Annotated in this window: 19 protein-coding genes and 1 pseudogene; 13 read left to right on the top strand and 7 right to left on the bottom strand. The window is 72.1% G+C overall.

Annotated elements, in window-relative coordinates; genetic code table 11:
* Nucleotides 1–7 precede the first annotated feature (7 nt).
* Together ACI79V_RS10305 and ACI79V_RS10300 are read left to right on the top strand one after the other, a co-directional pair.
* Nucleotides 8–454, top strand: coding sequence for an SRPBCC family protein (locus ACI79V_RS10305; RefSeq protein WP_456888911.1), 447 nt, complete (start codon nucleotides 8–10; stop codon nucleotides 452–454).
* A gap of 164 nt (nucleotides 455–618) precedes the next feature.
* Nucleotides 619–1,026, top strand: a complete 408-nt coding sequence (locus ACI79V_RS10300) for an STAS domain-containing protein (RefSeq protein ID WP_456888910.1) — start codon at nucleotides 619–621, stop codon at nucleotides 1,024–1,026.
* Nucleotides 1,027–1,050: 24 nt separating this feature from the next.
* Here ACI79V_RS10300 and ACI79V_RS10295 read toward each other — a convergent pair.
* Nucleotides 1,051–1,404 (bottom strand): annotated as a pseudogene (locus ACI79V_RS10295) (DNA glycosylase AlkZ-like family protein); the annotation flags it as partial.
* Nucleotides 1,405–1,775: 371 nt separating this feature from the next.
* On the opposite strand from ACI79V_RS10295, the gene ACI79V_RS10290 reads away from it, so the two are divergent.
* From ACI79V_RS10290 to ACI79V_RS10260, 7 genes are all read left to right on the top strand, one after another.
* A complete protein-coding gene (locus ACI79V_RS10290; protein WP_456888909.1) occupies nucleotides 1,776–2,159 on the top strand; it encodes a hypothetical protein in 384 nt (127 codons plus the stop codon).
* 141 nt (nucleotides 2,160–2,300) lie between these two features.
* Nucleotides 2,301–3,788, top strand: a complete 1,488-nt coding sequence (locus ACI79V_RS10285; RefSeq protein ID WP_456888906.1) for a hypothetical protein — start codon at nucleotides 2,301–2,303, stop codon at nucleotides 3,786–3,788.
* A complete protein-coding gene (locus ACI79V_RS10280; protein WP_456888904.1) occupies nucleotides 3,710–4,984 on the top strand; it encodes a hypothetical protein in 1,275 nt (424 codons plus the stop codon). Before ACI79V_RS10285 ends, ACI79V_RS10280 begins: the two co-directional genes overlap by 79 nt.
* Before the next feature lie 83 nt (nucleotides 4,985–5,067).
* Complete coding sequence (locus ACI79V_RS10275; protein WP_456875037.1) at nucleotides 5,068–5,430, top strand: hypothetical protein; 363 nt, start codon at nucleotides 5,068–5,070, stop codon at nucleotides 5,428–5,430.
* A 269-nt stretch (nucleotides 5,431–5,699) separates the two neighbouring features.
* Nucleotides 5,700–6,824, top strand: a complete 1,125-nt coding sequence (locus ACI79V_RS10270; RefSeq protein WP_456888902.1) for a DUF2235 domain-containing protein — start codon at nucleotides 5,700–5,702, stop codon at nucleotides 6,822–6,824.
* 127 nt (nucleotides 6,825–6,951) lie between these two features.
* Nucleotides 6,952–7,929: a thermonuclease family protein gene (locus tag ACI79V_RS10265; RefSeq protein ID WP_456888900.1), complete on the top strand. Its 978-nt coding sequence runs from the start codon at nucleotides 6,952–6,954 to the stop codon at nucleotides 7,927–7,929.
* A gap of 195 nt (nucleotides 7,930–8,124) precedes the next feature.
* Nucleotides 8,125–9,723 (top strand): M20/M25/M40 family metallo-hydrolase, encoded by a 1,599-nt coding sequence (locus tag ACI79V_RS10260; RefSeq protein ID WP_456888898.1) that lies wholly within the window; start codon nucleotides 8,125–8,127, stop codon nucleotides 9,721–9,723.
* A 27-nt stretch (nucleotides 9,724–9,750) separates the two neighbouring features.
* On the opposite strand, the gene ACI79V_RS10255 is transcribed toward ACI79V_RS10260, so the two are convergent.
* Both ACI79V_RS10255 and ACI79V_RS10250 read right to left on the bottom strand, forming a co-directional pair.
* Nucleotides 9,751–9,927: a hypothetical protein gene (locus tag ACI79V_RS10255; protein WP_456888897.1), complete on the bottom strand. Its 177-nt coding sequence runs from the start codon at nucleotides 9,925–9,927 to the stop codon at nucleotides 9,751–9,753.
* A gap of 196 nt (nucleotides 9,928–10,123) precedes the next feature.
* Nucleotides 10,124–11,203 (bottom strand): M43 family zinc metalloprotease, encoded by a 1,080-nt coding sequence (locus ACI79V_RS10250; protein WP_456888895.1) that lies wholly within the window; start codon nucleotides 11,201–11,203, stop codon nucleotides 10,124–10,126.
* A gap of 364 nt (nucleotides 11,204–11,567) precedes the next feature.
* Here ACI79V_RS10250 and ACI79V_RS10245 point away from each other — a divergent pair, with 364 nt between their 5' ends.
* Nucleotides 11,568–13,778 carry a hypothetical protein gene (locus tag ACI79V_RS10245; RefSeq protein WP_456888894.1) on the top strand — a complete coding sequence of 737 codons (2,211 nt, stop codon included), beginning with the start codon at nucleotides 11,568–11,570 and terminating at the stop codon, nucleotides 13,776–13,778.
* A 7-nt stretch (nucleotides 13,779–13,785) separates the two neighbouring features.
* Here the strand turns inward: ACI79V_RS10245 and ACI79V_RS10240 are convergent, their stop codons facing one another.
* The 4 genes from ACI79V_RS10240 to ACI79V_RS10225 form a co-directional block, all read right to left on the bottom strand.
* On the bottom strand, nucleotides 13,786–14,088 hold the full coding sequence (locus ACI79V_RS10240) for a hypothetical protein (protein WP_456875044.1): 303 nt from the start codon (nucleotides 14,086–14,088) through the stop codon (nucleotides 13,786–13,788).
* 103 nt (nucleotides 14,089–14,191) lie between these two features.
* Nucleotides 14,192–16,081, bottom strand: a complete 1,890-nt coding sequence (locus ACI79V_RS10235; RefSeq protein ID WP_456888892.1) for a M28 family peptidase — start codon at nucleotides 16,079–16,081, stop codon at nucleotides 14,192–14,194.
* 70 nt (nucleotides 16,082–16,151) lie between these two features.
* Entirely contained in the window at nucleotides 16,152–16,361 is a 210-nt protein-coding gene (locus tag ACI79V_RS10230; protein WP_456888891.1) for a hypothetical protein, read from the bottom strand.
* A gap of 6 nt (nucleotides 16,362–16,367) precedes the next feature.
* A complete protein-coding gene (locus tag ACI79V_RS10225) occupies nucleotides 16,368–17,363 on the bottom strand; it encodes a leishmanolysin-related zinc metalloendopeptidase (protein WP_456888889.1) in 996 nt (331 codons plus the stop codon).
* Between the two features lie 251 nt (nucleotides 17,364–17,614).
* On the opposite strand from ACI79V_RS10225, the gene ACI79V_RS10220 reads away from it, so the two are divergent.
* The 3 genes from ACI79V_RS10220 to ACI79V_RS10210 all read left to right on the top strand — a co-directional run bounded on the left by ACI79V_RS10220 (nucleotide 17,615) and on the right by ACI79V_RS10210 (nucleotide 20,761).
* Nucleotides 17,615–17,743, top strand: coding sequence for a hypothetical protein (locus tag ACI79V_RS10220; RefSeq protein WP_456888888.1), 129 nt, complete (start codon nucleotides 17,615–17,617; stop codon nucleotides 17,741–17,743).
* A gap of 176 nt (nucleotides 17,744–17,919) precedes the next feature.
* Nucleotides 17,920–19,473 carry an LVIVD repeat-containing protein gene (locus tag ACI79V_RS10215; protein ID WP_456888886.1) on the top strand — a complete coding sequence of 518 codons (1,554 nt, stop codon included), beginning with the start codon at nucleotides 17,920–17,922 and terminating at the stop codon, nucleotides 19,471–19,473.
* 145 nt (nucleotides 19,474–19,618) lie between these two features.
* Nucleotides 19,619–20,761, top strand: a complete 1,143-nt coding sequence (locus ACI79V_RS10210; RefSeq protein WP_456888884.1) for an epoxide hydrolase family protein — start codon at nucleotides 19,619–19,621, stop codon at nucleotides 20,759–20,761.
* Nucleotides 20,762–20,872: the final 111 nt, after the last annotated feature.

Below are 20,872 nucleotides of genomic sequence, written 5' to 3'. Positions count from 1 at the left end.
CCCCGACGTGAGGCAGGAGGATGGCGCGGAGGAGCAGCGCGAGACGATCGACGTCGAGACCCCGGTCCAACGGGTCTGGGAGGTGCTGCTCGACGTCGAGCGGTGGCCGGAGTGGGCGTCGACGGTGACCGCGGTGCGGCGCCTGGACGACGGCCCGCTCGCGGTCGGGTCCCGGGCCCGGGTGGAGCAGCCCCGGATCCCCCCGACCGAGTACGTGGTGACCGAGCTCGAGCCGGGGCGCTCGTTCACCTGGGTGGCCACCGGCCCGGGCGTCCGCACCACCGCGCGGCACGTGGTGGAGGACCTCGGTGCCGGCGGCACCCGCGTGACGCTGTCGGTCGAGCAGGCCGGGCCCGTGGGCGCGGTGGTGGGACGGTTCTACCGCCGCCTCACCGATCGCTACCTGGCCGCCGAGGCCGAGGGGATCAAGGCGAGGAGCGAGGGACGGCGGTGACGGGACGACCGTCTCGCGGCGCATCCGATTGCACACGACCTCCTGACCGGTCAGCATGTAGCGCGAGGCGCTGATAATCTGGCGACCGGTCGAGAGTCCGGCCTGACGCGCACGTCCACGGGACGCCGTCGGCCCACCGGCCCGGCGTCCCGCCGGGGGATGCCATGACCGCACCGATCCTCGCAGTGCCCACCGCCCAGGACCTCGGGCGCCCGCTGGCGATCTCGACCGACCTGCGAGCCGGTCGGGTGACGGTCGCCGGCGAGCTCGAGCGGGCCACCGCCCACCACCTGCTGGACGTCCTCGAGGCCCTGACCCTCAGCGGTCACCACACCTGGACCGTGGACGCCGCGGGCATCACCTTCTGCGACGTGGAGGGCATCCGCGTCCTGGCCCGGGCGCAGTCCCTCGCCCGCAGCCGGGGCCGGGCGCTGGTCCTGGTCGGGCCCCGGCCCTTCCTCGTGTACTCGCTGGTCCTGGTCGGGATGCAGAGCCTCGTCGACCCGCCGCCGGCCGGGAGCGTCCACGGTCGTGTCGGTCCGGCCCGGCGGCGGGAGACGACGCAGCGCTGAGCCGGTGAGCACGGCGGCCGCCTTCCCCGGCCGGGCCGCCCACATGGTCTGCACCCGGCCGTCGACGAGGACCGAGCCCACCCATCCGCCGGGACCACCCTGCAGCGGCACGTGGTCGCCCGGGGCGAGCACCCGGCTCCGGTCGGCGTAGGACAGGGTCGCGTTGTCGTACTCGGGCAGGAAGCGGACCGGCGCCGGGGTGTCGGGATGGGGCCGCGGCGCGTCGGGCAGGTCCACCAGCTCCGCTCCCTCCTCGGTGCGGAACCGGCGCAGGCGTGGACCCAGCCGGTCCACCACCTCACGCAGCCGGGTGAGCCCGCACCACGCCTGCACGTCGCGCACGGTGGCCGGCCCGAACGCCGCCAGGTAGCGGATCACGAGCTCCTCGAGCGACGTCCCCGGGGGCCGGACGGTCGCCCAGCCGGGCAGCGACGGTCGTCATCACCGCGGCGCCGCGACCGCTCCACAGCCCGCGGGGCGGCGGCTGCACCCACGGCACCCAGTAGCTGACGCCGAACCCGGGTGCAGTCCGGGACCCGGTCGTGTGGGCCGCGGCCGTGCCGGAGGACCGGGCGGCGGCAACTGGGCGACCCGCCGGGCGCTCCGGCTGACCACGCTGGTCCGGCCAGATGCTGCCGTGACGCATCAGTGACGGGTGCGTGACGGGGCTTGAGCATGCTCGCGCTCGACCGAGCGGACCCAGGAAGTGAGGCAGCGGTGCCGCTCAACCGGGAAGAGGGGAGCAACGAATGACCGAGCAGCCGTACGAGCAGCCGCCACTGAGTGATGAGGCCCAGGCCGAGGCCCGCCAGGCCATCGACGAGTCCGCTGCCCTGGCCGCGGGAGTCGTCTTCGCCGTCGTGGACGGCAACGGAACCCTGGCCAGGGGCTCCGGAGCGGTGTCGGCGACCAAGCTCGCCGACGGTGCGTACGAGGTCATCTTCAACCGCAACATCCGCCGGGGTGCCTTCCTCTGCACCATCGGGCTGTCTGCCGACGCAGGCGCCTCCCCGCCCGGCGAGGTCATCGTCAACCTCCGCGTGGGCACCAGCAACGGCGTCTTCGTGCTGACGCACGACAGCACCGGGAAAGTCGAGGACCGGTCGTTCCACCTGGCTGTGATCCTGCCCTGATCCACGACGACACCGGCACCTGCGTGACCCGGCCCCGCTCTGCTCCTGAGCGAGCGGGGCCGGTTGCGTTCCCGGACAGATCCCTGATCGGTGACATCTCCTGGCGATGCCATCGCCTGGTCTCGATCCGTCGGAGGCGACATGGTGGCGCATCTGGTCCTCGACGGCCGGGTGGTCGACGCCGACAGCGGCGCACCACTGGCCGGCATGGCCGTCACGGCCATCACGCGATCGTCGTCTCCGCTGCCAGGGACGGTCTCTGACGGCGACGGAGCCTTCCGACTGGAGGCCCCGCTGGCCGGCGTGTCCCCTGCGCACGACCCCTCCCTCAGCTTCGTCGTCAGCCTGGACCGAGACGGCCCGCCCGTCCACCGCACTGCCCCCGTCCCGCTGTCCGAGCTCGCCTCGGACGACCTGCAGATCGCCGTCCCCGGCGCCGACCTCGCATCCGTCCTGACGCGCGGGGAACTCGTCCTCATCACGGACGGCGGCGCGGGAGACCGGCTCGCGGTGGGGCAGACCCTGCTGCTGTCGGCCGCCCGCCTGCGGCCCGGCAGTGTGCACACGGTCGCGCTCACCGTTGACGGCGAGCCGTACGCCACTCACCGGCTGGTGGCCGACCAGCTCGGCGCGCTGCCGCCCACGGTGGTCGCGCCGCGGTTCGGCCTCACCGGCGCAGACGGTGGGCCGACCCCGGCGGAGGCAGCCCGGCGGTGGGCCGGCCGTGCCCTGTCCGTCACGGTGGACGCGGCCGGCCGGACCGTCGCGAGCGCGACGCTGCCGATCGTGGACACCGGCGGCACGCCGTCCGGCTTCGTCTGCGATGCGGCCGGCCGGCCGTCGGACGTGGTCACGGGTACGGCTGACCTCCTGTTCCTCCGCCTCGACGGCGTCCGGGAGAGAACGGTCATCAGGGTGTCCGTCGTGCCGTCGCAGTCGGAGTGGGTCGTCGGTGATGCCATCGAGCCGGTGACGGACATCGACGGCCGACCGCTGGTGGTCGAGACGGTCGTCGCGGGGCCGGAGGAACCCGTCCGACTGATCGAGGCGGACCGGCTGGTTCCTGGCTCCTTCGACCTGGTCGTCCGCCCCGTGCGGTACGGCTTCGAGGCTGACGAGCTGCCTGCCCTGAGCCGGCACGACCTCGTCGTCGGCCGGTTCGCCCCGGGCCTCCTGGTGCGCGACCAGACCCTCGTCGACCAGCCTGTCCGGCAGGCCGTGGCTCCGTCCGCGCAGGTGACCGGGACAGCCGTGTCAGAGGTCATCGGAGCAGGCGTCGCGTCCGGCTCGCGCGTGCTGCCCGATCCGGGCACGTTGAGGGAGTTCCGGCACGTCGGGGCGTTCACCATCGACGCGTCACTGCTCCTCGCGAAGGGCCTCAGCACCTCGCTGACCGTCGAGGACAGAACACCGCGTACTTCGAGCCGGGGGCGTTCACCCCGGTCAGCCGCACCTTCCGCCGCCAGGCGATCGTCCGGTTCCCGGCCGATGCCCCGGGGGCGACCACGCCCGCCCAGGTCAGCACGGCGCGGCCCGACTACCCGGTCGTCGTGGTGGTGCACGGCAACGGCCACCAGTTCACCAGCTATGCGTTCCTCCTGGAGCACCTGGCCGCCAACGGGTTCGTGAGCGCCTCCATACACATGCCCAACGGGGTGCACGGCCTGGCCCGTGCGAACGCCTTCTTCGACCACCTCGGCCTGCTCCGAGTGCTGTTCGGAGCCGTGCTGCAGAACTCCGTGGGGGTCCTCGGGCACAGCCGGGGAGGGGAGGCGGTGTTCAAGATCGCCCGCCTCAACCGGTCCCTCGGGCTGGCCATCGGACTCAAGGGAGTCCTCGCCCTCGCGCCGACCGATCAGTACGGGCGCGAGACGCTCGTCGGACTGAGAGCCGTGCCGCTGCACGTGCTGTACGGGGCCAAGGACGCGGACGTCTCCGGATGGCCGCCCTACGCGGGCTACGACGTGCGCCAGTCGGGCTTCTCGCTGTACGACCGGGCCGACGGCCGGGACAAGTCGATGAGCTTCGTCGAGAACGCGACCCACAACGGCTTCGTGACCACGAACGAGGCCTCGCCGCCTCCACTGCTCCCCACCTCGGCCCAGCGCACGATCCTGCTCGCAGACGCGAACGCCTTCTTCCGGGCGACGCTGCGTCAGGAGCCGGAGTGGACGGGCGTGCTGCGCGGTGACTCGGTCCCGGGCAGCGTCGCGTCGACCGGCGCCAGGATCCACCACCAGTACCGCTCCACCCGGCGCCGGACGCTCGACGACTTCGAGGGTGCGCACACCCCGTCCAGCTGGAAGACCGGGACGCTGGGTGGCGCCGTGACCCAGGTGGGCCTGCCGGCCGACCCGGTCGAGGCCCAGCTGTACCCGCACGACGACCGCTCACCGCACGACACCGGCGGGCTGCGTCTCGCCTGGAACAGCACCTCCGACGCGCTGTCGATGTCGGTTCCGTCCGCGGCGCGGGACGTGCGGACGTTCGCGGTGCTCAGCTTCAGCGTCGCCAGGGTGGCGAAGAGCCCGTCGAACCCGGCGACGCGTCCGCAGGACCTGCGTGTCGTGCTGGAGGACGGCAGCGGCCACGAGCGCTCGGTACGAGTGAGCGCATTCGGCTCGATCCCGGTGGAGGCGGCCGCGAACGAACCCGGGAACGTCAAGTCGGCGATGACGACCGTCCGCATCCCCCTCGCCGCGTACACGAGTGCCTCCGACGGCGACGAACCGGTCGACCTCAGCGACGTCGTGGCGGTGACGTTCTCCTTCACCGAAGTGCCGACGGGCGACATCGCGCTCGACAACGTCGAGTTCAGTGACTAGACGGCGATCGACGGAAGGGGCGACGGATCATGTCGGTGGTCCCCGTGCCGGACGGTGGTGTCAGGTGGCGCGCCCGGGAGACCGTGCGCGAGGTCGCGGCCCGGCCGCACCTGCTGCTGCGCCTCGACGTCCTCGGGCCGCAGTTCCCCCAGCGGGATGTGGTGCCCTTCGTCCGGCTGAGCGACGGGCAGTCGTCCACGGGGGCGCTGATGACGGAGGTGTCGGACGACGGGACGTCGCTGCGTGCCTACTTCCCGACCGACGTGCCGTTGATCGGCCGCATCGAGTTCGGCTACGGCAGCGAGGTGCTGGGCACGCTCCCGATCGAGACCGGAGGGGAGGTCGAGCGGCTGGACGTGGCTCGGATCGTCTCGGCCGTACACCGGGTGACGAGGGCCGATCCGGGGGCGTTCGCCGCCCAACTGCGTCGAGCCCGGCGACCGTGACCGTGACCGAGGCGGCGCCGGACAGCGGCCCCCGTGGTGGTGACGTCCGGCTCGGGACAGGCCTGGATCCGGCGTCCGGCCGGCCGGTGGCGCTCCAGGGCGTCGTGGCACCAGACCGATCGCCGACGCGGGTCGTCACCGTGGGCATGCGGGGTGGTCGCTGGCAGACCCTTCACGGCGCGGTGACGCCGACGTGACGCCGCACCGCGACGATCGGGTGGACGCCGACGGCCATGTCGGGTGACGACCCCGGTCCGAGGGGGATGACCGTGACGAACGCGGACGCACGAGGGACGGCGAGCCGGGGAGGACGCCGCGGCATCAACATCCCCGTGCTGCTCGACGGCACGTGGAGCGACACCAACACCAACACCAACGTCGGGCAGATCCACGGGCGGGTGCCCCCCGACGCGGCCGGCCTGGCGCAGGAGCGCTGTTACCTCGAGGGGGTCGGCACCGGCCGCTTGGACCGGATCCGGGGTGGCCTGTTCGGCCACGGCCTGGAGAAGGTCATCCGCCGGGCCTACGGCCACGTCGCGCGGCACCACCGCTCCGACGACGACCGCATCTTCCTGATCGGCTACAGCCGCGGGGCGTTCACCGCGCGGAGCCTGGCGGGGATGATCGCCAAGTGCGGGCTGCTGGACCCCGATGACCTGTCCGCCGAGAGGGTCTTCGAGCGCTATCGCAACAGGAAGACGCCCGGTCTGCGGGAGATGCAGACCGGTGAGCAGCCGGCGCGCACGGCCGAGGATCGACTCGTCCTGCAGCGCTCACGGCTCGTGCGCATCCGCTTCATCGGGGTCTTCGACACGGTCGGCAGCCTCGGGATCCCCGCCGGCCTGGGACGTTTCCTCACCCGCCGCAAGTACCAGTTCCACGACACGAACCTCAGCGGGCTGGTCGACGTCGCCTGTCACGCCGTCGCCGTCGACGAGCACCGCAGGCAGTTCGAGCCGACGCTGTGGACCGATGTGCCGAAACCCGTCCCGGGCCACCGGACCGAGGTCGAGCAGCGCTGGTTCGTCGGGGCACACGGCAACATCGGTGGCGGCGGGAGTTTCACGCCCGCCACCGAGAACCCGCTGTCGCTGCTGGCCCGCGAGTGGATCGTCGAGCGGGCGGTCGCGGCAGGGCTCGTCGTCGATCCGCCGGACGCCCCGCTCAGGGGAACCGAGTGGAACGGGCCGATCCACGACTTCCAGAAGACGGCCCTCGGCCGCCTCGCCCGCCTGTGGCCGCTGAACGAGCCGCTCCTGCGACCGGTCGGCAAGACGGTCGAGGAGACGCTCGACCGCAGCGTCCTGCGCCGCTGGGATGACGCCGATCCGCCGTACCGTCCCCGCAACCCCGGCCTCGCAGCGTGGGTGCAGTCGCACCGCGCCGCCGGGTGACCCGCCTGCCGCCGGCTCGTGCACGTCAGCGATGCGGACGCCTGCCCTCGTCCATGCGCACCGGTTCCAGGAGCCGCGGGACCTCCAACGCGCCACCACGAGAGGGGTCGGGATCGTCGACGAGGCCATGGATCTCGGGAACGGCGTCGATGGACGCAGGGGAGGGGCTTCGATGGCAGCGCCGCGCTACACGCTGGTCCTGGGCGACTTCTACATCCGTTACCCGGATCTCCCCCGCAACGGACCGGAACCGGACGGCGACACGGTCAACTTCCTGCCGGACAACGACGACCTGGTCCGCGGCCTACCTCGATTCGGCGCCGTCGGACCGGATCGACGCCACCTGGGGACGTACAGCACCCGGTTCGAGGGCATCGACACCCTGGAGATCCACTTCGAGAACCAGCACCAGGATCTGGAGTTCGCTGAGGCAGCGCGCGACCACATGCTGCAGACCATCGGTTTCGGTGAGGTGACGTTCTGGGCGGACCGGCCGAACAAGGTCAGAACCGCCGAGCACCACCCGCTCCGCGGCTTCCTGCTGGCCATCGGAGTCGAGAGCAACGGACGCGTCCTCGGCCTGGTCTACACCGGCGAACCGGCCCTGCCGGGGCTCGAGGGCGTCGGTGACGGCGATCGCGCCTTCGTCGACGACGAACTCCTCGAGTCGAGCGTCAACGCCGAACTCGTGCGCGCCGGCCTGGCCTACGCCGAGCTGTACGCCACCACGCCCCTGGACGTGATCCACCGGATGCGCCAGCTCACCACGACCGCCCGCGCCGACGGTGTCGGGCTCTGGCCCGGGGAGGACCTCACCACCACCACCCGTGTCGATCCGCTCGGCGTGGCAGATCTGTCCACACTGATCATGTTCCCGAAGCTGTACCGGCGACTGGTGAGGTACTTCAAGGCCGGTCACCGTGACCTCACGTCCTTCGACACCTGGCTGCGTGCCGACCCGATCGACCGCGACGACCGGGTCCTGCTGCCCACCGGAGAACTCGGCAACCTGCACGACCTCTACGACCTGACCGCCGAGGGGATCCGACTGGTGCACCTGCCCGAGGAGCTCACGTTCGCGCCCGATCCGCCGGTACGCCGCTGAACGACCCGACTGCCCCGCGCAGCACTCCGGGCGTGGTGCCGGCGAAGATGGGGAGGATCCGCCATGAAGGTGGTCCTGTTCGACCTGGGAGACACCCTCGAGCACGAGAACACGTTGCTCCCCGGCGCCGTCGAGACCCTGACGGCCATCGGCCGGATCCGGGACGAGGAGCACCAGCCGGTGAGGAGGGGGCTGGTGTCCGACTTCGACATGCCGCGCAGCCCCGCCGAGATCCCGGCCATCCGGCGGCGCTACCTGGCCATCCTGGACCAACTCCACATCCGGGACTTCTTCGAGCCCGTGGAGGTGGGAGTCACCCTCTCCACCGAGGTCGGGGTGCACAAGCCGGACCCGCGCGTGTTCCGAGCGGCGCTGGACAAGTTCAGCCCCGGCCTGTCCTTCGGGTCCGCGTTGTTCGTCACCGAGAACGAGGACCACGTGCTGACGGCCCGGTCACTCGGCATGCGTGCCGTGCACCTCGCCACCGCCCCAGGCGCGTCGGGTGACATCACGACGCTCACCGATCTGATCCCCCTCGTGCACGGTTTCGCGTCCTCGCCGCGTCCCGTCGTCACCGGGATCGCGCCATGGAGGGCCGTCGACGTCGACGGCGGTGACGCCCACAGCTGGGCCAGGTTCGGCGACGACGTCTTCCTCGTCGATCCACCGGACCCGACCGGCGGGAGACGCCACGCCGGCACGACGCCACGGCGAGCACAGGAGGTGCCACGAGACCATCTGCGCCTGGTGATCCAGTGCGGCCGCTCGTTCCAGAAGGCGCACCCCGACGTGCCCGTGCTCCTGGACCACGGGAGGTTCCTGGTCGTCGCCGTCGACCCCTCGCGCGAGTCCGCCCTCCACGACGGGAGCGGAACCCGCTTCGTCGTTCGATCCCTCGCCGACCGACAGGTCGTCTTCACCTCGTCGCCGAGCGGCCGAGGCCGGGGTACCCCCGTCCCCTGGATCCAGGCGCTCGTGGACGGCGTCAGCCGCGCTCCGTACGAGGCTGACGTGGCGCACCTCGCCTCCTACCCGACCCGGCACTCGACGTCCGGCTCCTTCCGCGAGGCGGCTGCCTGGGTCGGCCGTCAGCTCGAGGACATGGGATACGGGGTGTGGACGCAGGCGATCACCGTCGACGGACGCGCCAGCCTGAACGTCATCGCTGACCGCCCAGGACGGCGATCGGGCAGCAGGGGGCTGGTGGTGGCCACCGCCCATCTCGACTCGGTCAACCACGACGCCGGGGGAGGGCCGGACGTGCCCGCCCCCGGAGCGGACGACAACGCCTCGGGCAGCGCGGGCGTGTTGCAGTTGGCCCGCTCGCTGCGCGACCACCCGGCCGCCGAGGACCTGCGGTTCATCGTGTTCGGAGGCGAGGAGCAGGGTCTCCTCGGCAGCCGCCACTACGTCTCCGGGCTCGACACCGCCGAGCGGGCTCGACTCCGCGCCGTCGTGAACATGGACATGATCGGGTGTCTGAACCGAACACCCACCAGCGTTCTGCTCGAGGGCGCCGCCGTCTCGCAGGCCGTCATCGACGGCCTGGCGCTGGCGGCCGCCACCTACACGGGGCTGGTCGTCGAGATGTCGCTGAGCCCCTGGGGGAGCGACCACCTGCCCTTCATCGAGGCGGACCTCCCGGCTGTGCTCACGATCGAAGGCGCCGACCAGGCGAACGAGCGCGAACACTCCGAGAGAGATCGCATCGACACCATCTCCTTCGATCTCGCGCTCGAGATCCTGCGGATGAACGTCGCATTCATCGCCGCTGAGCTCGACACGCTTCCGTGACCGGTCGCGCCACGAGCTGTCCGGCCCTCACCCGGAGTCCATCGACGAGGGACGTCGGACGGCGAGACGATCCGGGGTGAGGTCGGTGATCTCCAGCACCTGCGGCGAGCCGCCGACGACGACGCGTACCCGATGCGGGTTCTCCTCATCGACCTGCCACACCCCGGTCGTGACCTCGGGAACGTCCGCGGCCCCGATGCCCACGCGCCTGACCGTGCCGTCCGCCTCGAACCGGTACCCCGCTCGACTGCGCTCTCGCCGCGGGAAGTCGAACCCGGCCGGCCGGTAGACCTCTTCGGTGTCGGAGTCCTCCTGCCGCGAACGGAGCCACGACTGGCACAGGAGACGGGTGTCGACCGGTCCGCCCAACGTGAACCCCCCGCTCGGAGCGGATGTCATCCTAGTCGACGCGGACCCATGAGACCCCGTCGAACTCCAGGGTCGGACGGGTGCCCCGCTCGTCGCTGACGGCCGAACGGGTGCCGGCGTCGCTGCTGGTCTCGAGCCGAGGGGTGGCCACGGGGGTCAGTCCGGTCGAGTTCGCGAGCGGCGCCCGGGGACCCGCCAGGGTCGCGTTCATCCGCCGGACCTGGCCCTTGGTGAACATGAGCATCGTGTCGTCGTCGACGTAGTCCATGTAGTTCATGAACATGTCGCCGTTCGGCCCGTTGTCGCAGGTGATGTGCGGGAAGTCGGACAGCCGGACCTCGGACCCATTGGAGTCGGCTTGGTTGGGGGTGTCGTCCACGTTGTCGGAGCCACTGCAGCCGCCGCCGTCGTCCCCCCAGATGTGCAACAGGTTCAGCCAGTGTCCCACCTCGTGCACTCCGGTCCGGCCCAGGTCGTAGGGCGCCTCGGCGGTGCCACCGGAGCCGAATGCCGCGTTGTTGATCACCACGCCGTCCGTCGCAGCGGGGCCGCCGGGGAACTGTGCGTACCCGAGCAGCCCACCGCCGATGGTGCAGGTCCAGACGTTCAGATAGGAGTCGCGGGGCCATGCGGCCTTGCCGAACTGGTCGAACTTGATCATCGCGTCCAGCTTCTCGGTCGCCAGCGGATCGAACGGGTCGAACGGGAAGGCTCCCTTCGAGGTCCACGTGCGCGTGATCCCCGACGTGGGGTTGCCCTGTGGGTCCCGTACTGCCAGTGCGAACTCCACGAGTGCATCTGCGGCGAAGACGCCGAACGGCGCTGGGATCTGGCCCTTGTCCGGGTTGAGCAGGCGGTAGTCGCGGTTGAGGGCGGCGATCTGGCTGTCGATCTGGCTCTGGTCGATGTTCTCCGTCTCCGTGTGGTGGACGACGTGGACCACCACGGGGATGCGGATGACGCCCGTGCGCATCGCCACCCGAGCCGCTCTCGTGTCGGTCTCGATGGCACGTCTGTTCTCTCGGTACACCGGATCGGTGTCGGCGAGGTGGAAGTGGTGCGGCATGGTCGCGCAGGTCCGGCGCGGGCGAGCGGTCCCGGTCTCCGTCATGACGGCTCTCCTCGAGGTGCAGTGGGTGGGAGTCGGTGGGGCGATGGCGCCCGGCACGTCGGGAAGACGGTGCTGAGCGCCCCTGCTCCACGCAGATGACGCTCCCTGCCGACGGAGAGGCCGGTTCGGCGAGGCCGATCAGCACCCTGGGGAGCAAGGGTTCCCACAGGTCGTCACCGCGGCGTCACTGCCGCATCACCACAGCTCGTGAGTGACTGCACAGTGCGATGCGGGTCCCGAGGCGGATGTCCGGTCGGGACCGAGGACCACGCGGCACCGCCCGGGGTGACGCCCCGATGACGCATCGGTGACGCCCCCCTGGAGAGGCTCGGCCTGCACTGCGCCCACCTCGGAGGAGAGCGACATGATCGTCAAGCCGGATGCTGCCTCGACGACCGACGTCAGCGTCGAGGGGCTGCCCGAGATCCGTTTCCAGAGCGGGCAGGAGCCACAGCAGAAACAGGTCAGTGGCCTGTACACGGCCCATCCGAAGGACTCCGAGGACGTCTCCGTCGACGTCCGCGAGGCGGCCGACGGCGTCCCGTTCCTGGACGGCGCGGTGGACGGGGCCCTGGACGGGACGGCTCGCGTGGCGCCGGTGCTCCTGGTCTCACAGGCCGGGCGTGAGGAGCTGCGCCTCGACGTCGACGGCCCCCACGCCCAGCAGGTGGCCAGTGGAGTTGCCGGCCTCGGCCTGGACCGGGTGCACTGGATCGCCGCGCTCACGCCGATGGGTCCCCACCGGTGGCGTGGCCCCATCCACTACAAGGACGGCGCCACCTCGGCCTTCCCGTACACGACCGTGACCGTCCACGTCGGCGGCCACGGCGACCCGGGCGACATGCGGGCGACGGCGAGGTTCGAGGCCCCGGGGGGCCTGCGCCGCACCCGCCGTTACCGGTACTCGTCGCGGTACTTCCACACGGTCGACTTCGAGTTCGACGCCGCGACCGGGGAGTCGGCGACGACCAGCATCAACACCTGCGCCCACCCGAACCGGCCCGGGTCGCTGCCGTGCGAACAGCTCACCATCCGGACCGTCTTCCAGCGCGCCGGCTTCGACGCCACGGAGTCCCCCGGCGGGACCGTGCCGCTCACCGGTGCCGGGTCCGACGCCCGCTGGAGCGACGCGGAGATGCACGACGCCATGCAGGTGTTCTGGTCGCGCTTCTCGTCGAGCGCCCAGTGGGCCATGTGGGTCTTCTTCGCCTCGCTGCACGAACAGGGGACCAGCCTCGGCGGCATCATGTTCGACGACATCGGCCCGAACCACCGCCAGGGCACCGCGATCTTCAACGACTCGTTCATCTCCCAGGCGCCTGCGGGCGACGCCAACCCGCAGGCCTGGGTCCGGCGGATGGTCTTCTGGACGGCCTGCCACGAGATGGGCCACGCCTTCAACCTGGCCCACTCGTGGCAGAAGTCCCTCGGGACGCCGTGGGTGCCCGGTCTCCCCGACGAACCGGAGGCCCGCAGCTTCATGAACTACCCGTTCCGGGTCGCCGGTGGGCAGACGGCGTTCTTCGCGGACTTCGCCTTCCGGTTCAGCAACCCGGAGCTGCTGTTCCTGCGGCACGCCCCCGAGCGCTTCGTCCGGATGGGCGACGCCGCGTGGTTCGACCACCACGGGTTCGGCGAGGCCCAGGTGTCCCTCGAGCCGGCTCTCCGGCTGCAGCTGCGGGTCAACCGGGAGCGCCCCGTCTACCAGTTCCTCGAGCCGGTGGTCGTGGAGGCCAAGCTGACCAACACCTCCGGGAGCCCGCAGCTGGTGGACGCCCACGTGCTGGACTCCGTCGACGACATGACGCTGGTCGTCCAGCCGCCGCGCGGGCCGGCCCGCCGCCACGTCCCGTTCGCGCGCTACTGCCGCTCCCCGGAGACCGTGGTGCTCGCACCGGGCGAGTCGCTCTACTCCTCGCTGCTGGTCTCGGCCGGCATCGAGGGCCAGGCGATCGCCGAGCCGGGCACCTACCGGGTGCAGGCGGCCCTCCGCCACGGCGAGGAGGACGTCGTGTCCGAGCCGCTGACCCTGCGGGTGGCGGCCCCGGACAGCCGGGAGGAGGAGGCCCTCGCCCCGGACGTCTTCACCGAGGACGTCGCCAGGTCCCTGACCTTCGGCGGCACCGCGGTGCTCGAGCAGGCCAACGACACCCTCTCCGAGGTGGTCGACCGCCTGGGTGACCGGCGGGTCGCCGTCCACGCGGCGCTCGCCCTCGGCCTGCCCGCGGCAGCGGACTACAAGCTGGCGACCGCACGCTCGGACTCCCCGGCGGGCCTGGCCGTCGACGTCCGGAGGGCACGGCCGGAGCAGGCCCGGCGGCTGTTGGAGCACGCCCTGGTGGACCGCGCCGACGAGGCGGCCGTGACGCTCGGCCACATCCGCTTCGCGCAGGAGGCCGAGACGGCCTCGCAGCGGTTGAGCACCTCCGACGACCCGGAGGTCGCCGGTCGGCTGATGGGCGCGGCCCACGACACCCTGTCGCGCCGCGTGGTGGGCCGGCGGAGGGTCCTCTCGTCGGTCCTCGAGGAGCTGGCACGCAAGCGGGACCGGTACTCGCAGACCACGGTGGGGTGACCGGGGATCAGACGTAGCCGAACGGCGTCGGCGAGGTCCGGAACACCACGGCGTCGCCGTGGACGGAGACCCCGACGTACAGCCGGTCGGCGACGTGGGCCCGCAGCCGGCCGACGGCCGGGCGCGACGTCAGACGCACCTCGACGTCGACGTCGACCCCGTCGTCGGCCGGCACCTCCACCGTGTCGGCCAACCCGATCTGCACGCGGGTCCGGACCTCCTCCTGCTCGAGGACCCTGCGGCCGTCCACCTCGACCACGACGGAGTCACCCTCGAACCCCTCCTCGAGCGCGATGCTCAGCACCGCCACGACCCACCACCTGCCTCTCGCCGGCCTGCTCCCCGCCCGGCGCCGCGCCTGGGGCCGGACACCAGCAGCGTGCCCTCGACCCGGTGCCCCATGACACCCCGGCTCAGTGCGTGGCGGTGAACCAGGCAGCGGCCGCCACCAGGCGGGTGATGTCCGCCGCGTACCCGGCGTTGACGGAGGCGTCCGCGGGCGTGTGGTAGCGGGGGTTCATCTCGGCCGGCGGCGCGCCGGGCCCGGGTCCGGCGAAGAGGTCCTCCGAGACCAGGCACGCGGTGTAACCGTTGAGCTGGAAGCTGTAGTGGTCGCTGCGGGCCTCCGCCGGGTCGGTGTCCCCGGTGGGCGGGTACAGCTGCGGAGGCGGCAGCGAGGGGGACACCTGCGGGACGAGTGCGGCGATCCTCCGCGCGAGGGCCAGCGACCGCCGCTCGATCGTGGCGGAGTCGCTGAAGCCGGCGTGCAGCTCGAAGGTGGGGTCGGGCAGCACGTCCCAGCCGATCATGTCCAGCTGGAAGACGCCGACGACGGGGGTCCCGAGGAGCGCCTGGTCGCGGGCGTAGGCCAGGCTCCCGACGAGGCCGTGCTCCTCGGCGTTGAAGAGGACGAACCGTACGGTCCGGCGGGGCACGCTCAGGGTCGCGTCCAGCGCCTGGAACGCGTCCGCCGTGGCGAGCACCCCGGCGACCCCGCTGCCGTCGTCGTCGGCTCCCGGAGCGGGATCGGTCGCGGGGTCGTATCCCCGGTGCAGGGCGCCGGTGGAGTCCATGTGCGCCGTCACCAGCACGACCCCGTCCAGCCCGTTCCCTGGGAACTCGGCCTCGACGTTCTCCAGTCGACGACCCTCGTGCGCGAAGCGGTGCCGACGGACGACGAAGCGCCCGCACCCGATCCGCGCGAGGTCCGCGACGAGCGTCGACACGGCCAGCGCGTTGTGCCGGTGGTGGATGTGCCTGCTGGTGATGACGTCACCGGCCGGGGAGACCGGCGTGGCCCCGGTGTACCGCGCCAGGTGCTCGGTGAGTGCCTGCGGCCCGATCCTGGCGTCCAGGACCTCCCTCTCCTCGGGGGTGACGGTCGGTGGGGCGGAGCCGACCTCCGCCGCTCCGGCGCGGTCGTCGGCCCACCCGGTCGCCGGGGCGGTCGGTGCCAGCTTCAGGTTGTGCCCGTGCCGGGTGCCGTCGAAGTGCAGTGCCTCCACGGACCGGCCCGCCGGTACGGCGACGACGAGGCCGTCGTCGGTGGAGGTGAGGACGGCGCGGGCCGCGGCCCCCGTCCGGAAGAAGTCCCTCGAGTTGCCGTCGAGGGCCAGGAAACCGCTGTCGACCTGGCGGTCGTCACGCAGCAGGTACAGCTCCGTCGTGAGCGGCTCGTCCTCGACCCCGAGGCGGTCGACCCGGAAACCCAGGTCGTCGAGCCGCGCGGCGGCCGTCGTCGTGCCGATCGCGTACACCGTGGTGCCGTCGCGGCCGGTGACGTGCACGGGCACCAGCGGCAGGTCGCGGAGCGCGCTCCGCCAGTCCTCGCGGGCGTGGTCCGGCGGGACCGTGACCCGCACGTAGCGCAGGTGCGCCCGGTCGTCGAGCACCGCCGTCGCCAACAGGGGGTGCGGGGCGACCAGCAACCCGGCCCGCAGGGCCTGAGCGCGCTCGTCCGGGTCCTCCCCGACGAAGAGGACGCGGTCCGCGGTGCCCGCGCGCTCCAGGGCCTGCTGGAACACGCGGGGTGAGTCCTTCGACCCGTGGAGGACCAGCTCGGGCTCGAGGGCGCTCCAGAGGCCGGCGTCCTCGAGCGCCCGGTCGAGCTCGTCCGTGGGGAGCGGGCCGGGATCCGAGAGGACGCCCAGACGGGCGCCGCGCTGCCGGAGCTCGGCGAGCACCCCGCGCACGTACGGGTAGACGGCGAGTTCCTCGATCCGTTCCCCGTCGGCGGACAGCGTGACCGAGGCCAGTGTGCCGCCGATGTCGGAGTACACGACCGCGTCGGTCAGTGGGCCCATCGTCGCTCCTCTTGCCGCGGGACCGCATCGTCAGCGCGGGACGGCGGAGGAGGCCCGTCCGCGCCCGGTCTCAGCGGTCCTCCTGCTGCGTCTCCGCCGGCCGGTCCGGATCCGTCCGGGATGGCTCCCTCCGCCTCTCCTCCCCGGCGGCCGCGTCCGCGCCGGGGAGGGTGCGCTCCTCGTGTCCGACGATGCGGACCTCGTCACCGGCGACCTCGGGAGTGGGGTGCTCGACGTGCTCGTCGATCCACCTCCAGTCCTCCTCGCCGGGCGGCTGCACCGGCCCTCACCCCCGGTCGGTCAACACCGAGTCCGGGGCGACCTCGGGTGTCGGGTGCTCGACGTACCCACCGGTGCCGCCGATCTCGCCGATGACCTCGTGCATCCGCCCGGCCGTGAGCACGCCCATCACGGCCAGGGTCGTGGCGGACGGGAGGCTGTAGTCGTCACAGGCGTCGAGGTCCACCTGGTAGCCGAGGTCCTCGAGCGCGCCGCCGGTCACCCTGCTGAGCGGGTTCGCGCCCTGGTTGACGAAGCCGGTCATCATCTCGGCGCCGAAGACGCTCTCCCGCCAGTGGCTGCCGATGGTGCCGGGACCGAAGTCGTCCTCGATCGGGACGGGGACGCCGCCGTCCGCGCCGTCCGCGGCCGCCGACCGGAGGCCGGCGAGCTGGGCCATCGTGGCGTTGGCGCACGGGTCCTGCAGTCTGCCGAACTCCTCCATGGCGGTCGGCCCGGTGAACGACCACTGCGGGGTGTTGCGGTTGGCCACGAAGCCCTTCGCGCTCCAGACGAAGTCGAGCATGCCGATGACGTGGCCCATCTCGTGCATGATCACGGTGTTCCACAGGTCCTGCGCGATCATGGTGGGGATGTCGGCGACGTCGAACTCCATGATGCCGGTGATCGGGAGGAACTCGTGCGTGCTGCCGGCCGGCCGCAGGAGGCGGGGTCCGGCCCGGCCGAGGACCCGGCCGGGGCCGTCGATGGACACCCCCGCAGCGTCGATGCGGACGTCGTCGACCACCGTGCCGTCCGGTAGCCGGACGTCCTCAAGGTCGCCGACGATGACCTCGGCCCACCTGTCCGCGGCCGTCCTGAACGCCTGCTTCTGCTCTTCCGTCAGGCCGCCGAGGAACCGGACCTCGATGTGGAACGGGTTGTCGGTGTCGGCGATGCGCTTCGCGACGGTGGGGTCCGCCACGGCGTCGTACACCTCCTCGACCTCGACCCCCTCCAGTCCTGAACCGAGTCCGGCAAAGAAGCTCCTGTCCTCGGACACCTGGACTCCCTCCTGACCGTCGTGGCGACGGCGGCCGACGTGGTCACGGCCCGGTGGTCACGGCTCGCCCCACCGCTGCGGGGACCCGCTCCACCGGGCGCGAGCACGCTAGGCGCTGCCCCGTCACCAGGTCGTCACCCCGGCGTCACCGTCTCCCGGCACCGCCGGAGCGGGCCGGCGGGGGCCACGACGGGACCTCACGGTCCGCGTGATGCAGCGGGGTGGAGGACCTCGGTGCCGGCGGCAGCCGCGTGAGTCTGTCGGTCGAGCAGGCCGGGCCCGTGGGCGCGGTGGTGGGACGGTTCTACCGCCGCCTCACCGATCGCTACCTGGCGGCCGAGGCCGAGGGGATCGAGGCGAGGAGCGAGGGACGGCGGTGACGGCCGACCGGGCTCCACGGCACCGGCGGCCGGTCTGGAGGGACTCCAGCGACACGGAACCCGGCGTTGCGACACGCCGCGTGGGCCTTCCGTAACGGGTTGATAACTGCATACCGTCCGGCCGCCTCCAGACGGGTCCACGGGGGACACGTGGGGGGCGCGGAGAGGAGCAGTACGTGAGGTCAACGACCCGCCGCCGGTCCGTGATCGTGGGACTGGCCGCCGCCGGGGGGCTGGCGGCCGGCCTGCTGGTGGCGCCGCCCGCCACGGCCCACCCGGACCACTGCGTGTCCAAGGACAGCGAGGAGGTCGACGAGTCGGAGTGCTTCACCGACTCCCAGATCGCCGAGTTCGACGACTCCGGCGCGCCGCTGGCCACGCCCGGTCAGATGGCGAGCTCACCGAACCTGCGCCTGATCAGCAGCACGCCGAAGAGCGGCATCGCCGCCGGACAGGACGCCTACAACTCCGACCTGGCCTTCGTCGACGGCTACGCGATCCAGGGCAACTACAACGGCTTCTCCGTCTGGGACGTGCGCCGGCCCGGCAGCCCGACGCTCGTCGGTCAGGCGGCCTGCCTCGGCGCGCAGAACGACGTCTCCGTCTACGGCGACATCGTCATCACCTCGACCGACTCCCGTCGCGTCAGCGACGACTGCGACGCCCCGGCGCTCACCCGCCCGGCCACCTCCGACCCGACCGCCGACTACTGGGAGGGCATCCGGGTCTGGAGCATCGCCGACAAGTCGAACCCCCAGCTGCTGACCAGCGTCGAGACCGACTGCGGCTCGCACACCAACACGCTGGTCCCCGACCCCGCCCACGGCCGCATGCTGGTGTACGTCTCCTCCTACGGTCCCAGTGCCGCTCAGAAGGACTGCCAGACCCCGCACGACAAGATCAGCATCGTCGCCGTCCCGGACGCCGACCCGGCGTCGGCCGCGGTCGTCGCCGAGCCCGTGCTGTTCCCCGACGGCGGTTTCGCCGGGGCCACCACCGCGCCGGACGAGGCCTTCCCCACCGGTCGGGTGCGGAGCGCGACCAGCGGGTGCCACGACATCACCGCCTACCCCGAGAAGGGCATCGCCGCCGGCGCGTGCATGGGCCAGGGCGTGCTGATGGACATCAGCGACCCGCTGAACCCGCAGGTGACGTCCTCGGTGACCGACGAGAACTTCACCTTCTGGCACTCGGCGACCTTCGACAACGACGCCACCAAGGTCGTCTTCACCGACGAGCTCGGCGGCGGCGGCGCCCCCACCTGCAACCCGACCATCGGCGACGAGCTCGGCGCCAACGCCGTCTACGACATCGTCGACGGGCAGCTGGTGAAGCGGTCGTACTTCAAGATCCCGCGGACCCAGACCAACGAGGAGAACTGCGTCGCGCACAACGGCTCGCTGATCCCCAACACCCAGGGGCGCGACATCATGGTGCAGGCCTGGTACCAGGGCGGGATCTCGGTGTGGGACTTCACCGACTCGGCGAACCCGCGTGAGATCGCCTGGTTCGACCGTGGCCCGGTCAGTGCGGACCAGCTGGTGCTCGGCGGGTCGTGGTCGGCGTACTTCTACGACGGCCTCGTCTACAGCAGCGACATCCAGCAGGGCTTCGACGTCCTGAAGCTCAACGACCCGGCCATCGCCGGTGCGGGGTCGGACAGGACCGGCACGCTCAACCCGCAGTCGCAGACGCGGTACACCGTGGGCAACAGCGGCAGGTCCCGCTAGTCCCTGGAGCGTCGGGCCCGCCCCCTGGCCGGGGGCGGGCCCGATCGCGGTCCGGCCGCTCCGGCCGACCCCGCATCCGCCGGCACCTCACCACCGGAAGCAGTCAGGCGGACCCGTCCCGCCCCGACGCCCCCGGGAGGAGCGCATGACCGTCACCCCGTTCACCCCGACCGTCGACCCCGCCGTCCTGGAGGACCTGCGCGCCCGGCTGCGCGCCACCCGCTGGCCCGACGCCATCCCCGGCGCGGGCTGGGACTACGGCATGGACACCGACGTGCTGCGGTCGTTCGTCGACACGTGGCTGCACGACTTCGACTGGGCACGGCAGCAGGAGCGGCTGGCCGCGGTCTCGCACTTCCGCGTCGACGTCGACGGCCTCGGGGTCCACGTCGTCCACGAGCGGGCCCCCCGGCGCGGCGCGGGGGAGCCGCTGCCGGTCGTGCTGCTGCACGGCTGGCCGAGCTCGTTCGTGCAGATGCTGCCGATCGTGCCGATGCTGACCCGTCCCGACGAGCACGGCGGCGAGCCGGGGGACGCCTTCGACGTCGTGGCGCTGTCCCTGCCGGGCTACGGGTTGAGCGACCGGCCGGCCGAGCGGGGGATGGGCGTCGGCCGCATCGCCGGGATTGTCGTCCGGGTCATGGAGGAGCTCGGCTACCCACGCTTCGCCGGGCGCGGCAGCGACCTGGGCGCCGGCGTGCTGCGCGAGCTGGCCCTGACCGCCCCGGACCGGCTCGTCGCCCTGCACGTGTCGGGCACCAACCCCTACCTCGGCTGGGTGCCCGAGGACCTCAGCGACGCCGAGCGCGAGTTCGTCGCCCGGGCGCAGGAATGGAACCAGAACGAGATGGCCTACGCGATGGAGCACTCGTCGAAGCCGCAGACCCTCGCGCACGCGCTCAACGACTCACCCGCCGGACTGGCCGCGTGGGTGCTGGAGAAGTTCCGCACCTGGAGCGACTGCGGCGGCGACCTCGACTCCGTCTACGACCGCGCCGACCTGCTGACCAACCTCACGGTCTACTGGGCGACGCAGACCATCGGCTCGTCCATGCGGCTGTACTACGAGACCGTGCGCGGCCCGTCGGCCGGCTGGGGCCGGGTGGAGGTGCCCACGGGCATGGCGATGTCCGGCGCCGACATGTTCCCCACGCCGCGGGAGTGGGCCGAGCGGCAGTGGAACGTGGCCTCCTGGACCGACCTGCCGCACGGCGGGCACTTCCTCGAGTGGGAGGTGCCGGAGCTCGTGGCGGAGGACATGCGGCGGTTCTTCCGCGCCTACCGCTGAGCGACCGGTGCACCGCCCGGGTGCAGGGGCATGCCCCTGCACCCGCAGGCTGCCGCCTTCCTGGAGCGGCAGCGGTCGGCCGGTGGGCGTGGCGGTGTACCTGCACGACGG

This window comes from Geodermatophilus sp. SYSU D00700, assembly GCF_054050255.1.
Note: the sequence above shows the minus strand (reverse complement) of the source record. Positions and strands in the feature narration are given on the sequence as shown.

What these genes read in the sequence shown, in the direction of transcription:
- ACI79V_RS10235 (WP_456888892.1), bottom strand. Translation starts at nt 16,081, where the DNA reads ATGGGCCCACTGACCGACGCGGTCGTGTACTCCGACATCGGCGGCACA.
- ACI79V_RS10250 (WP_456888895.1), bottom strand. Translation starts at nt 11,203, where the DNA reads ATGACGGAGACCGGGACCGCTCGCCCGCGCCGGACCTGCGCGACCATG.
- ACI79V_RS10245 (WP_456888894.1), top strand. Translation starts at nt 11,568, where the DNA reads ATGATCGTCAAGCCGGATGCTGCCTCGACGACCGACGTCAGCGTCGAG.
- ACI79V_RS10300 (WP_456888910.1), top strand. Translation starts at nt 619, where the DNA reads ATGACCGCACCGATCCTCGCAGTGCCCACCGCCCAGGACCTCGGGCGC.
- ACI79V_RS10210 (WP_456888884.1), top strand. Translation starts at nt 19,619, where the DNA reads ATGACCGTCACCCCGTTCACCCCGACCGTCGACCCCGCCGTCCTGGAG.
- ACI79V_RS10290 (WP_456888909.1), top strand. Translation starts at nt 1,776, where the DNA reads ATGACCGAGCAGCCGTACGAGCAGCCGCCACTGAGTGATGAGGCCCAG.
- ACI79V_RS10285 (WP_456888906.1), top strand. Translation starts at nt 2,301, where the DNA reads ATGGTGGCGCATCTGGTCCTCGACGGCCGGGTGGTCGACGCCGACAGC.
- ACI79V_RS10265 (WP_456888900.1), top strand. Translation starts at nt 6,952, where the DNA reads ATGGATCTCGGGAACGGCGTCGATGGACGCAGGGGAGGGGCTTCGATG.